The sequence below is a fragment of the Ruegeria sp. BG5 genome (assembly GCF_056538425.1).
This window is the reverse complement of sequence record NZ_JBQFTC010000010.1, coordinates 70,891-84,101: the sequence shown is the minus strand read 5'-3', so window position 1 is coordinate 84,101 and position 13,211 is coordinate 70,891. Positions and strand designations below refer to the sequence as shown.

12 protein-coding genes are annotated in these 13,211 nt (G+C 53.5%); 5 read left to right on the top strand and 7 right to left on the bottom strand.

Annotated features, from left to right (window positions below; translation table 11 throughout):
• Window positions 1-75: 75 nt before the first annotated feature.
• The 4 genes from ACR0KX_RS20360 to repA all read right to left on the bottom strand — a co-directional run bounded on the left by ACR0KX_RS20360 (window position 76) and on the right by repA (window position 4,725).
• A complete protein-coding gene (locus tag ACR0KX_RS20360; protein ID WP_170417844.1) occupies window positions 76-1,185 on the bottom strand; it encodes a Fic family protein in 1,110 nt (369 codons plus the stop codon).
• Between the two features lie 154 nt (window positions 1,186-1,339).
• Entirely contained in the window at window positions 1,340-2,395 is a 1,056-nt protein-coding gene (locus ACR0KX_RS20355) for a helix-turn-helix domain-containing protein (RefSeq protein ID WP_170417847.1), read from the bottom strand.
• A gap of 177 nt (window positions 2,396-2,572) precedes the next feature.
• Window positions 2,573-3,541, bottom strand: coding sequence for a plasmid partitioning protein RepB (repB, locus tag ACR0KX_RS20350; RefSeq protein WP_170417850.1), 969 nt, complete (start codon window positions 3,539-3,541; stop codon window positions 2,573-2,575).
• A complete protein-coding gene (gene repA / locus ACR0KX_RS20345; protein ID WP_170417853.1) occupies window positions 3,541-4,725 on the bottom strand; it encodes a plasmid partitioning protein RepA in 1,185 nt (394 codons plus the stop codon). The genes repB and repA overlap by 1 nt, the downstream gene beginning before the upstream one ends.
• An 836-nt stretch (window positions 4,726-5,561) precedes the next feature.
• Between repA and ACR0KX_RS20340 the strand changes: the two genes are divergently transcribed.
• Both ACR0KX_RS20340 and ACR0KX_RS20335 read left to right on the top strand, forming a co-directional pair.
• Window positions 5,562-5,819 carry a type II toxin-antitoxin system ParD family antitoxin gene (locus ACR0KX_RS20340; protein WP_170417856.1) on the top strand — a complete coding sequence of 86 codons (258 nt, stop codon included), beginning with the start codon at window positions 5,562-5,564 and terminating at the stop codon, window positions 5,817-5,819.
• Window positions 5,816-6,160: a type II toxin-antitoxin system RelE/ParE family toxin gene (locus ACR0KX_RS20335; RefSeq protein WP_170417859.1), complete on the top strand. Its 345-nt coding sequence runs from the start codon at window positions 5,816-5,818 to the stop codon at window positions 6,158-6,160. Before ACR0KX_RS20340 ends, ACR0KX_RS20335 begins: the two co-directional genes overlap by 4 nt.
• Window positions 6,161-6,214: 54 nt before the next feature.
• Here the strand turns inward: ACR0KX_RS20335 and ACR0KX_RS20330 are convergent, their stop codons facing one another.
• Together ACR0KX_RS20330 and ACR0KX_RS20325 are read right to left on the bottom strand one after the other, a co-directional pair.
• Window positions 6,215-7,270 carry a tyrosine-type recombinase/integrase gene (locus ACR0KX_RS20330; protein WP_170417862.1) on the bottom strand — a complete coding sequence of 352 codons (1,056 nt, stop codon included), beginning with the start codon at window positions 7,268-7,270 and terminating at the stop codon, window positions 6,215-6,217.
• A gap of 184 nt (window positions 7,271-7,454) precedes the next feature.
• The gene (locus tag ACR0KX_RS20325) at window positions 7,455-8,789 is read right to left on the bottom strand and encodes a tetratricopeptide repeat protein (protein ID WP_170624856.1); all 1,335 of its coding nucleotides are present in this window, start codon (window positions 8,787-8,789) and stop codon (window positions 7,455-7,457) included.
• A 99-nt stretch (window positions 8,790-8,888) separates the two neighbouring features.
• On the opposite strand from ACR0KX_RS20325, the gene ACR0KX_RS20320 reads away from it, so the two are divergent.
• Genes ACR0KX_RS20320 through ACR0KX_RS20310 form a run of 3 tightly spaced genes read left to right on the top strand, consistent with a single transcriptional unit; the run spans window position 8,889 to window position 11,592 of the window.
• Window positions 8,889-9,107: a hypothetical protein gene (locus tag ACR0KX_RS20320; protein ID WP_170624857.1), complete on the top strand. Its 219-nt coding sequence runs from the start codon at window positions 8,889-8,891 to the stop codon at window positions 9,105-9,107.
• A gap of 25 nt (window positions 9,108-9,132) precedes the next feature.
• Complete coding sequence (gene gntH, locus ACR0KX_RS20315) at window positions 9,133-10,599, top strand: guanitoxin biosynthesis MBL fold metallo-hydrolase GntH (protein ID WP_480588556.1); 1,467 nt, start codon at window positions 9,133-9,135, stop codon at window positions 10,597-10,599.
• 12 nt (window positions 10,600-10,611) lie between these two features.
• Window positions 10,612-11,592, top strand: coding sequence for a CobW family GTP-binding protein (locus ACR0KX_RS20310; protein WP_170624858.1), 981 nt, complete (start codon window positions 10,612-10,614; stop codon window positions 11,590-11,592).
• A 347-nt stretch (window positions 11,593-11,939) separates the two neighbouring features.
• Here the strand turns inward: ACR0KX_RS20310 and ACR0KX_RS20305 are convergent, their stop codons facing one another.
• The gene (locus ACR0KX_RS20305) at window positions 11,940-13,178 is read right to left on the bottom strand and encodes a tetratricopeptide repeat protein (protein WP_170624859.1); all 1,239 of its coding nucleotides are present in this window, start codon (window positions 13,176-13,178) and stop codon (window positions 11,940-11,942) included.
• Window positions 13,179-13,211: the final 33 nt, after the last annotated feature.

The window sequence follows — 13,211 nt, the reverse complement described above, 5'->3', positions numbered from 1 at the left end:
CCGCATTTCCTGCGAGCATGCGTAGCGACTGCAGCGAACTTCCACTTCCCGCGCTTCGTGCCGTACTTCAGCCCCCTACCCGTCCCGATCTAGCTTTAACCAATATCGCGTGTACCGGAGTTCACCCGTTCGGATCAAAGCGCCCTTCTCTACCAGGTTCTGGAGATCCCGCGTTGCTGTGGCGCGCGATGTTCCCGTGATCGAGATATAGTTCTCAGCGCTCAATCCCCCTGTGAACCCATCCGGCCCAGCCTTGAACAAACGGGCGATTACCTTGCTTTGGCGAGTGTTGAACTGATCACGGTACCGATCATAGAAGTGCGTCTTGGAAATAAAGAAACCAACCCGCTCAAGCGTCACCTGCTGTGCTGTAAGGACAGTTTCGGCAAACCAGACGAGCCACGGTGTGACTTCCAGCGTCTTTTGATGGCGTTCGAGTTGGTCGTAGTAAGCCTTCCGCTCTCGCTCGATCGTGAAAGCAAGGGCAATCAGACTTGGCTGACCGATATTCTGGGCCAAGGACTTTTCAGCCAGCGCCCTACCCAACCGGCCATTGCCGTCCTCAAAGGGATGAATGCTCTCGAAATACAGATGGCTCAAACCGGCCCGGATCAGTGCGCGCAATGGTTCGGGACCATCCGGTGCGGTCCGGTTGAACCAGGCTACGAACTGGTCCATTTCAGCCGGAACCTGATGTGAAGGTGGAGCTTCGAAATGCACCGTTGGGCGGTCGAGCCTGCCTGAGACGATTTGCATCGCATCCTCATGGCTCCGGTATGATCCAATCGTTTCCAGATGCCTGTCATGGGACAGAAGCATGTCATGCCACCGAAACAGGGTGTCGTGTGACAGTGGTTCCGAATAGTTGGAATAAACATCCACCATCATTTCAGAAACGCCCTGCTCGCGCGGTTTGGATGGATAGCTGTCGGGAGCCAGTCCAAGATGTCGGCGCAAGGAAGATTGCACGCTGAGACGATCCAGCATCTCACCTTCGATCGCGCTGGTCTTCATTGCTTCTTCGCTTAGCAGGTCGATACGCAATTGATCTCGATCCGATGTGTTCACATGATGAACCGCTCCAAGAACTTCCCCTGAGGACAACAGGAACTGTTGCTCGTATGGTTCGAGTCTTGCGGCGTCGTAACGAAAGGTAGGCCAGTCAGGGTTCTGCCAGTTCCACATCGTGAGGTATAAGCTTCCTTTCTATAACTCACTATTTATGGTTGCGTGATTTATAGAGGTCAATCCTATAGCTCACCTTTTTCAGACCCTTCGATCCAGTCATCACTTGGAGGTGTAATCTGAAAACGGTAAATTTCATCCTGTTTCCCCAAATTTACGTAGCATTGGATGTCCGCGAGAGCATTGCCTTTGGAGACAATTCGCCCTTTTCGATCTTGGCCAGCAACGAAATCAGGTAAGCCCCTGGAGATTGTATGTTCTCAGCACGTTGAAAGATGTATCCGAGAACAATGAAGCGAATAGCTGGGCCAAAAGTTGATTTCATTGCATACCAGGTTTGGCCAAGCCGTAGATACTCGGCGATATCATCCATAAGCCGATCACAGTGGTGCTGATCTTTTGCAAAGCGTAGTTCTGAGCATAGCCGTGGAAAACTGCGCTCCATTTGGTCTGGAGAAACCTGAATCTGAGAAAGCTTTTCTTTCTTAACTTCCGGATTCAAAGAGTCCTCTTTGTGCCCCTCAATTTCACTGTCACTGGCCCTCAAATTTTCTGTATCAGTCTGTGTTATCTCGGAGATTTCCACAGAGATTTCTGCCAACAGCTCGCTGAGTACATTCGCATCTGGTTTGCGACGCAGAGCATTGCGTACGGTGGTCACCAAATCAGAGATCGCGGTGTCATTTGCTACGAGTTCCTTAAGGCGCGCCAGAGCGGCGGAAACTTTGTCACGGAGTACAGTGAACTCGAGAACGCGATCAGCATGCCTCTGGGCTTCCTGAATGAACTCAGCGTGCCGTTCAGACAAAGGCATCAAGGAGAGCCCAGTTGCGGTGACCACCCTGCCCTGGCGATCCCGGCGCGCCCATCGCTTACCGTTTGCGCTCATGACGCGGCGGATAAGTCCAAGGTCCACCAGCGTCGAGATATGACGCTCAACTGTCTGCACGCTGACATGAGTTCGTTTGGCTATCGCCGCGTTGGACGCGAAACAGATGTGATGATCATCCTGGTCCGCAGCAATCTGATCACCGCCCATAAAGGAAACCATCGCTCTCAGGACATTGAGAGTTGTGGATTTTAACCCAAGAGGTTCTCTGGCCTCTTCAACGGCGCGAAGAAGTATCCATTTTTTGGGCGTACTGTTCCCCTGCCCTGCCGTTCCCGACAAGGTCGCTCCAATTGGAGCCAATGCTGTTAGTGTTTTCATGATTATCTATCGGCAGACAAAAATTACCCGTTCGCTCAAGAGCGTTTTTTCTTGTGTGGCGATTCGGGTGCTGCTAGATTCTAGGTGTCTAATCTAAGAATTGCGCTTTGCGCAGCAGCCCTCGAAGCTCCGGTTTCGGGGGTTTTGTTTGTTTGCCTTCCTCCTTTCTGCTCGTCCTCAGTTCTTTTTCTTGGCGTTTACAGCTGTAAACTCAGCGTGTGAGCGCTTAATGATTTCAGCCATGTTTTCGTCCAACCAGCTAGCGAAGCCAGCGTTAGCTCCGGTCCTTTTGACCGAAACAGTTAGTGATCCGTTGGTAGATTTGATTGTAACGCCTTCGATTGGGTTGAGTTCGGCTGCACCTTCTCTTTGTCTTGCACCGCGTTTGGCAGCTGCTTTTAGGAGCATTTCCAGCCGATCATCTGACGACATCGATGGCTCAATGGTTGCAAGAAGATTTGCAGCTTCATCTTCCGCTAGCTTGCCTGCAACGAAGTGCTCTGCAAGCACGGTCCATTTTGGGCGGCCTGATTTTGGGGCTGCGCCGATCATGTCACCAATCTTTGCAGGAACATGTTGCGTAATTTTTGTCAGGTGAGACAGCCCTGATTTCGAAACGTTCAATACTTGCCGCACCGTTGCCGTGTCATGCCCGGAAGTCAGGATCGCCTCGGCGAAACGTGCTTTCTCGTAGAAGGAAAGATTGCGCCTCGCAGCATTCTCAAGCCCTTTGGCGAGAAGCGCTGAAGCATCGTCGATATCCTGAACATTGGCGCGGACTTTAATACCAAGTTCACGACAGGCTTTGAGCCTCCTCCGTCCATAAATTGCCTCGTATCGACCGTCGGATTTCGATCTTCTGACAAGAATGGGAACTTGTTGGCCACCGTCTTGTATACTCGACATCAAGCTTTCAAAACTATCGTCTTCTTCGTCAATGTTTACAGCTGTAAACTCACCGAGCCTATCGGCAGGCCCCCAGTCGTCGATCAGAGCAGGGTCAATTTCCCTGATTGCGGCAAGAGAGCCCTGAAGCGCACCAAGAGCAGGGGCATTGGGTTTTGGAGTTTTATCGATGGCCTTGGGGCCAGAGCGCGCGATGGTGTTTGCGATCCCCGACATCTCCTGAAGCGACTTTCTAGCCATTAGCTGCGTCCCCATGCTTGATGGATCATTTGCTCTACCTCAGAGCCGATCGCATCCATTGAGTTCTTTGCCCGATCATAAGTTGCGCGTGTCATTTCTGACCGCACGACTTCGTAAATTGATTGTTTGAGCATTGTGGCGTCACTGACCGCGGTGCTTTTGAGGGCTGTGGCTGACATAACGCGATCCTGAAACAGTGCCCGCATGAACGAAGCCAGTTGTTGAGACGGTACGTCTGTTGGCTCGTCACGCGTTATCAGGAATTTGAAGTTGTCGTATTCGAGCGTAGCGCCGGCATCTTCAATGACTGCCATGTAAGCACCAGCGAGTTCGAGAAATTGAGCCGTCGAAGACACGTCCAGCATCGAAGGTGTAAGTGGCACAAGCAATGAACTGGCGGCCGCCATCCCAGCAATTGTCAAGAATCCTAGCTGAGGTGGGCTATCAATCAGAACAAGGTCAAAATCTCCTTCCACCTGGGCCAGGGCATTCCGTATTCTTGTAAAGAACGGATGGTCTGGGTTGGAGTGAACGGCAGATTCTGTCTCAAATTCGGAAAGAACAAGCCGTGACGGAGCCACAGAGAGACCGGGGAAGTACGTCGGAAGCACGACGTCCGCCATATCTACCGGATCTTCATATCGAATAGCATCGTAAATCGTCAGCCCGTCAAACTCTATTTCGGGGCTTATGCCGCACATGGATGTAAGAGAGCCTTGAGGATCCAGATCAACAGCCAGCACACGGTAACCGCGAAGCGCAAAATAGTGAGCCAAGTGAATTGTTGTGGTGCTCTTACTGCTGCCGCCTTTGAAGTTCATCAACTGCCAGACTTGGAGCTTTTCTCCTTCAGTCCGGCGAGGGACATAGCGCCCTTTTTTGCGTGAGGTTTTCTCAAGCGTTTCGCGAGCCTCCCAAAGTTCTTGGGCAGTATAGTAACGCCTACCGCTGCGTACGTCATTCGGTTCAGGAATCGTTCCCTCTGCGTGGACTTTGCGCATGAATTGACCTGAGACTCCTAAGAGTTCAGCAGCTTCTGGCGCTGCAAAATTTCGCAGTGATTTGGTGTTGTCGGGGGCAAATGCAGCAAGTAGATGTTCCCGGATAGCCGAGTTTAATCTCTCAGATATTTCCGTGGCGAGTGCCGATGGTCTTTCTGCCGCAAGTGGTGTCACGGGAATCATGTAGTTGCCTCAAATTAAAGAATGTGGTCATTTTTGCGCCACTTGAGATAAACAGCCGTGATTCATAGCACTAAGTCAAGGATTTTCGCCTATATTGTAGGTTTTCCAACGCGGAGGACTACATACGCTTTGCATCAGAGCAGGGTGGTTTACAGTTGTAAACTCGGTTGAGCGGGATCATGGGTTCTTTCAGTCGATGAAGTTCTAACGTAGGCATGCGAAGGCATTCCTGTAAAACTCCTCCCTATGCTCCGCTTTGAGTAGAACGCCTCTAGCATGGAGTTGGAGTGAAGGCCGAACGGCTTTTGGCGCAAATTGCGCAATTGGGAAGGGCAGGGAGCTAGTTGAGCTGATTGGTCAAATTCTCTCACCAACAATTTCGTTATCGAGTTTTCTGCGATACCAACTTCGTAACAATACTTCTGCGCCAGTACGGGAGTACGATGCGGTGAGAATGGCATGGCGATCTGGGTCAGATACACCGAGCTCAGCCCGTGCGCAGAGGAAAACACGCGAACATTCCGGCTAGAGTCAGCCGCTCGCCAATTGCCCAAGAAATGGCATACCGTGAGGGCGGGGTTTCGGGAATTGTGCGCCTGTAAGTTGCGACGGAACACGGAACTGTCCTCGATCCAGTGCAGCTGTGCTTGCGCGGCGCGGCTTTTGACGCAAGTCTCTACCGTCATTGGATTCATATGGGATCACAGACATGATCCGTGTGTTCACGTCCCATTAGCGTCCATAAAACCAGCTTGCTCGAATTAGTGATTTTGGGCTCCTCAATCGTTGAACAGACGGTCTCGTTGGCATATATTGCCAAAAAGGAGGCTTACGCCATGGTAACCCGCAATGTTGTACTTACAGAATCGCAGGATCAACTGGTGCAGAATCTGGTTGCGTCCGGTCGATATCAGAACGCCAGTGAAGCGTTGCGCGCCGGCCTTCGGCTTTTGGAGCGGGAAGAAGCGGGGCTGGAGTCTCTCAAACAAGGCTTGCAGGAGGGTGTAGCGCAGGCTCAGGCCGGAGATTTGGCAGAAGGCAGGGGTTCGGATGCGATCCGTCGTGCCTTTGCAAGGGCACGAGCCAAGGCGTGACCAGACCCTTTCGACTGACACGCCGCGCTGAATCCAGCCTGGTGGAAATTGCCCGATGGACCATCGACAAGTTTGGATCGCATCAAGCCGATCTTTATGAACAAGAACTAATAGCGCGCTGTCAGGCCATCACAGAGGGCAGGGTGGCCAGCCGAAGTTGTTCTATATTGGTCGAAGAGGCGGCGGATCTCAGATATGTGCGCGCAGGAGAGCATTTCCTGGTTTATCTGGATCAGCCGGACGCGGTGATCATTGTTGATATCCTGCATTCCCGTTGCGATCTGCCGCGACATGTTTCCGCGCTGGCCACGTTAACAGATGCGACAGGAAACAAGACATAGGCACAGCAGCCGGAGTTTCCCTCAAGCGGGGATTATTAAATAGTCAGTAACTACTCACCCCAGTAGATCAGTCGCCGGGTTATCCGCGATGTCCACATCGTCGTAGTATTTCTGCGCCTGGGCCATGGAGCGATGCAGGGAGAGGCGCATCGCGGCCTGGATCGGGGCGCCGTCCAGCGCGGCCTGGGTCAGGAAGCCCGAGCGCAGCCCATGGGGGGAAGCGAACCCGTCCGGCAGGCCCGCCAGTTTCGCCCGACGCTTGACGATCTGCGCGATGGCATCCGGGCTGAGGCGGCGGGTTAACACCCGATCGGCTTTTGAAACAGGCCGGAACAAGGGGCCGTCCTGAATCTCACCCACCTCGATCCAATGGGCCAGCGCTTGGGCTGCGCGGCCTTTCAACACCAGCCGCGGCGTTTCACCTTTGGTTGTCGTCTTGGTCTCCAGCAGTGAAATCCAAACCAGGCTTTTCTCGTCGAACTCCTTCAGCGAGACGTCTTCAAACATCAACCCGGTGATCTCCGAGCGCCGTCTACCACCCGAAGCCCAACCCAGCATCAAGATGGCGCGGTCGCGGCAATCCCGCCGGGACCCCCGACAAGTGGACAGCAACTGCTCGAGCACATCGCGGGTAATCGGTTGCTGCGATTTTGGGGCAGGGGGCCGGGCGGCGGCGCGGCGCGCCTTGGCACGGGCCTGCTTCACCTGCGGCGCATCAAAAGGGCTGGTCAGGTTCTTCATTCGATGAAAGGCCAGCCAGGAGGCGATGCGCCGGTCCAGCGTAGAAGGGGCCGGGCAGGCGAGGGACTTGCGTAGCCCTTGCGCGATCAACATCTCGGCACTCTGACGCGCGACATCCTCGGGCGCGGCATCTCCCAGATCGCGGGCGTGATCGAGAATGAAGGCCAGCGCTGTGGCCTCGCTCTCGGGCCAGTCCAACGGCACTCCGAACCGTGCTGCCTTCCAGGCCGTTACATAGAGCAAATCGCGCTCATAGGCCCTGAGCGTGTTGGCGGGTGTGCCGCGGACATAGAGATCGGTCAGGGCGTCCTGGTCAGACTGCGACAGGGCAGGGGAGGGGGCGGGGAGATAGGGCTCAGGGGTGCTCATACGGCCCACTCTGCGCCCATTTTCCCGCAAAATCAATTATACTTGATAAGGGATACTTATCGTGTTTATTTGATGAAAGCTGAAACTGGAAATGTTGTGAGCAAAAAGATATGGAATTGCACATTAAGCGGATGGAGCCGTGCAAAGCATCATTTTTTCGATGAGTTGCGCGCGGCTGGATTTGTCAGTACTTTTTCAATGTTTCGAAAACTGCATTGCGAGTTGCGTCGTCGTTTTGAAAAATCCTGTCGGCGAGAAACTCAGACGGAAACTCGGGCCAAGTTTTGCGCATCTCGTTTACGAGGCGTTGTGCCTCTCCCGAATTTCCCAACTGATCCTGTGCAACAGCTTGGAATAATAGGGAAGGAGCGCTGACAGGATCACCAGCGGCTGGTGCGCCCTGAAAGGCATCGACAACATTTTCGTAGTTCCCGAGCATAAGTTGCGACACGCCCCAAATGTTTCTTGCGCCAAAGCGGCCAGATCCTGATCTGGGTCTTTCTGGATTGCTAACTTCGGCGGCGAGTGCAGGGGCATTGGCCATGATAGCAGTGATGCCTGTAAGGTCGAGAATATGGCCATCCTTTGGCGCCAGTTCGACTGACATTCTTGCGTATTTCAATGCCTCGTTTGGCTGGTCTTTGACAGCCAGCACCCAACCATTTACGCTGTTTGCCCACGCGTCGGTTGGAGATAACTCAAGTGCTTTTCCAGACATTTCTGAGGCTTGATTGAAGAGATAATCCCTTTGTGCTTCATCCGGTGACAACACCGCCAGGATCGCAAGGACCTGCGCTGATCCAGCATAGCCGTCGGACAGAGCCGGGTCGAGTTCCATCGCGTGCTGGAACATTCCCAGCGCTATTTGCTGACGCTTGACATCAAAAACGGGGAAAAGCATGCCGCGGGCTTGATCCGCAAGATTGGCTGCCTGGAGTCTTGTCAACGATTGTTCGCCAAGCGCCACACGTTCTGCTTGTTCGATGGATCGAGTTGTTGGCACAACCTCCCTGTTATCCTGGCTCATCCAGATTCCAAGCACAGCGACTAATGCAAGAACACCCAGTCCGGCTGGCAGCAGTTTCAGCGAACGCCGCCACCCATCAGGCTCATCGCTGTCACAAGTACCTGACGCGCGGTTTTCGATTGTAGGTTCGTATGAAAACCGAGGCTTGTATCCGCCGGGGTCGACAAAAATGCGAACACCTTCACCGTCCCAGTGATCTTCGTAAAACGCGTGTAGCAGTCGACGCAGCCGCCTGGCTTCGACGCGAACGAGGTTTTGACTGCCAGTGCCATCAATGCGACGCTCATAGACCTCCACAGCGATAGCTTTACCTCGGATCTGATCGCTTCGACCCGATAAAGATTCCTCTACTATATAGGTTAGAAATTGCTTCAGGCGGGGCGAGGCTTGAAACCCTTCACTTGATACAATTTGATTCAGAGCTTCCCGGATGAGCTCCGGAGAAGGCTGTCCAACATGTTGATTTATTGGCAATTCGTTGGATTTGTTCAATGTCAACTCACCCCCAACTCACGGTGACTCACTTGGCCTTTGCGGTCAACCGCACTCATCTTGATTTGAGAATAGATAGTGGGTGTCGGGATTTTTCCAGTGACGGTGGACCTGATTGAAGAAATTCCAGAACTTTCCGATGTGCTGTCGAGGCACATTGAAACGGACGCGCTTCTCGGCGAGGTCATCGAAGACCTGAAGAAAGCATCTGCGTTTTCGAAAGACGCATCGATCACGGCCTCAGAGCGCGCCGAATGGGCCCACATCAAATCTGAACTCATCAACGAGCTTCGCCGGATATTGAAGCGCAAACTGTGAGATACTTTTAACTGAGGACCGATCCATGACCAAGGAAGACAATAGAAAAGACCAGGACGACAAACAGGCTCAGGCGTCAGACCAAATTGAAGACCCGTCGCGGCGGAGTGTTCTAAAGGGCTTGGCTACTGGAGCGGCTGCGACAGGGGCAGCTGGGTTTGCGGCAGGAAGCGCCGAGGCCCACGAAGGAGACGGCCCTCTAGGAGAAACACTCAAAAACCCATATGGTGGTCGACCCGCAGGCGGCATATCTTTGCCGGAGTACTTCCGTCCTACGAAGTACATGACTGGTTCAAACGCGAACTATTTTCCACTGAGTGAGGAGTTGGGGCCAGATGAGATGCGCATCTCATTCTGTGGTTCAACACCCTATCCGCCGCGCGAAGATCAGGCGGGCACCTGTATTATGGTCGAGCTGGGTAACGGAAAAAGGTTCTTCTTCGATTTTGGATCCGGTTGTGTGCGCAATATCATTGCCATGCAAGTGCCGGGGCAGCTGATCAACGACATCTTCATCTCTCACCTTCATGTCGACCACTACGCCGATATTCCCTATATATACCCATTCCGTGCCTGGTCGGGTGGTTACACGCCACTACGCATCCATGGTCCCTCTGGTCGGACACCCGAACTTGGCACAGCTGGAATGGTTAAAGGCATGCAACAGATGCTCAAATGGCATTTGGAGGCCTTTGATGTTTTCCCGATTGGGGACGGCTACGAGATCGAAGTCAATGAATTCGATTTCCGCCAGGAAGGTGGCATCGTTTATGACGAAGACGGCGTGACTGTTCGGTCTTGGCCGCGCAGTCATGCAAAGGACGGCGCAGTTGGGTATCGGCTCGATTGGAACGGTCTGAGCTTTGTATGGACCGGCGATGGTCGCCCGGATGAGCTTTCACGGAAATACGGCGAAGGTGTGGATGTTTTTGTAACCGAAATGTCGGGACAGGATATTGGTCAGTTGATGACCTACAAATACGGCATTCCACAGGATCTGTTCAACTACACCATCGATACACATCACACCTCCCACTATGCTGTGGGCAAGCTCTTTGCTGATACAAGGCCGCGTCTGGGAATGGTGACACACTACACTCAGGACGAGGATATCGACGCTGAAATGCTGGCGGGCATTCGCGCTCACTACGACGGACTATTCCAATGGGGGCTTGATGTGGCTGTCGTCAACGTTACCAAAGATGCGATCTGGTACCGGAAGGCGGCGTTGCCCGGAAAATCTGGAACTGTTCCGCCATTCCGCGAACTGGCCGCGGCAGCAGAGGCCGGGCGCATTGAGCTTCCAGACGAAGTTACCTTGCCGAACCCAAGGCTCACCCGCGCAGATCAACAAGATCAGAAGTACCGGGATATGGAGATCGATCCGCGCGAATACTACCCGTCAGATGTCTTTCGTGCGCCTGGTGGGGAATGGCCCCAAAACTTCACGATCAAGGTGTCCGATGTAATCGGTCCGCGAGACGAGGACTAGGAGGTGAGTGCCATGATTGAGTTTGGCTCGACCGCTGCTGTCCCAGTCACCATTCTTACCGGCTTTCTAGGAGCCGGTAAGACAACACTTCTAAACCGCATCCTGACCGGCAACCATGGATTGCGCGTGGCCGTTCTTGTGAATGATTTTGGATCAATAAACGTGGACGCCGACCTCGTGGTAGGTGTTGAAGATGACGTAATGAGTCTGGCGAATGGCTGCGTATGCTGCTCGATCCGAGATGACCTGATCGAAACGGTGGAGGCCGTTCTCGCGCGCCCGGAAAAACCGGAATACATCGTGCTTGAAGCAAGTGGAGTGTCGGACCCTTCGTCGATTGCGATGACTTTCACTGACCAACGGTTCCGGGACATGATCCGTTTGGACAGCATCATGTGCCTTGTGGATGCTGAACAAGTATTTGCTGCGCCCGAGCAGATGGAGCTGAAACTACGCCAGATCGCCTTCTCTGACATGGTTATCCTCAACAAGATTGATTTGGTTGACCGTACTACTGTTCAGAAGGTTCACGACTGGCTTGGATCAAGATTCCGTCGCTACCGACTTGTGGAGGCCGTTAACGCTGAAGTACCGCTCGACATCCTTCTGTCGGTGGGGCGTTTTGCCGCCAAGCAGCTAGATACCGAAGTACCAGATCATCACGAACATGGTCCCGGTTGTGGTTGTCCGAACCATGACCATTCTGCCCAGTTCACGACGACCTTCTTGCAATCCGAACGACCCGTCCCCTTGTCCGGACTGCGTGACGCGATCAAGCGTTTGCCTGGCGAGGTCTACCGGGTGAAAGGGTTTGTGCTATCCGAAGAGGATCCGGACCATCGGGTAGTAGTGCAAGTCGTCGGCAAACGCGTCGACATTGCAAGAGAGGAGCCGTGGGGTAACCGCAAGCCCGAAACCCGTCTGGTTGCAATCGGAGCACCTGGAGCGGTTTCAGAGAGTATGCTGGAGGACGTGTTTCTCGAGCCAGTCTGATTGCGTGTCGGATTCATGCAAGTCGATCTGGTGTGTGCTCGAAGCCCTAGTCGTCAGAATTCTCCTGTTGTGAAAAAGCGGTTCGCGCATGGGTCACGCTCACGCGCGGGCTGACCCGTAACCAACTGGTTGACCTTTGTGTCTTCGAACACCTAGCCCTCAAGGCACGGGCACCTTTGCTAAGAGCAACCATGACGTCCAGAGGGTTAACTTGACCGTTGGAAGGTACATAGAAAGCCGATTTCACATCGTCTGTTTCGCATGAATCAGGCATTGCGCAGTTGCTGAGCATTCGGTTTCGATGACATTGAGAGCAAATCTAGCGGCCAAAGTTTGGATTTACGCTCCTAGCCTGGTGGCTTCCAACTGGCCTGTCTCATTGCATTACCAAGGTCTTCCCCGTGTTTCGGATTTGCAAAAAGCTTCTCGAATAGCGCATCCACGCGACTGTCAGGCCAATCGCGTGAGAGTTGTTCCGATAGAGTCCGAGCTTCAGCCTGATTGCCCATCATCTGATGTGACGCAATTAGGTAAGCAACGGATACAGGTCCGACAGGGCCTCCTTTTTCCGTTGCTCGTTCAAAGGCTGACACGGCGCCTTCATAGTCCTTCATATGAAACTTTGCTGACCCCATCGCGTTCTGAAACACGTAACCCCGCTCTAGCTCGATTTTTGAGAGTGCGTCCTCGCTAATTTCTACGACTTGTTCAAATGAACCGGAAAAGAGCAGGACCAGCGACACGAACTCCAACACATGTACGTCGTGTGGTGCCAAACGCTGTGCTCTTTGTGCAAATTCTATGGCCTCAGGCCAGTTTCCCATTGCAAACTTGACCCAAGCCATTGCGGACTGGCTCCAACCCGTTTCCGGGGCCAACTCGATGGCCCTGTTGGCCCGAGCGTCGGCGTAGTTCAACATTTCCTTGGCTAGGTCGGCATCGGATGTCAGCACAGCAATTGTCGCAGCGACCTGCGCAGCGCCTGCATGGCCGCCGAAATAGCTGTCGTCGTTTTCAATTGCCCCCTTGAATATGGTTAAGGCCGCGTCAATACGCGCAGGTTCCAAGGCCGGGAAGATTAGATCACGACCAGTATTGGCTAGATTTACAGCCTGAAGACGCATAGGGGATGCATCAAAAATGGCGCTGCGCTCGTCACGACTCAGGCCATCGACTGGCGAAACGACTGGATCGGCTAGTTTTTTCGATAGCAACACAACAACAACTACAAAACAGGCTAGAACGAAGAGGCCGGCAACTCCAACGAAAGGGCGACGCCAAGTGTTTACTCTGATTTCCAGCCCAAACGGAGGAGGTTGAAGCGTCTCGGGCGACCTGACCAGAATCTCAGGAGCGTAGCCGCCCTTTGGCAGGTCGAATATCATGCCCTCTTCGAGACCATCTCCGGCATAGAATTCGGCAAGCTTGCGACGCAAGCGACCGGCGTCGACCCGAACGACGTTTTCACGGCGCGACATCTCTGACAGGGTCCCACCATAAACATCCATGGCGATGGTCTTGGCACGAATATCGTCAGCTCGACCGTTGAGCGATTCTTCGACCACATACACCAGAAAGTCCTGCAATCGCTGTGAACCCGCGAAAGTCGAAGACCTGAC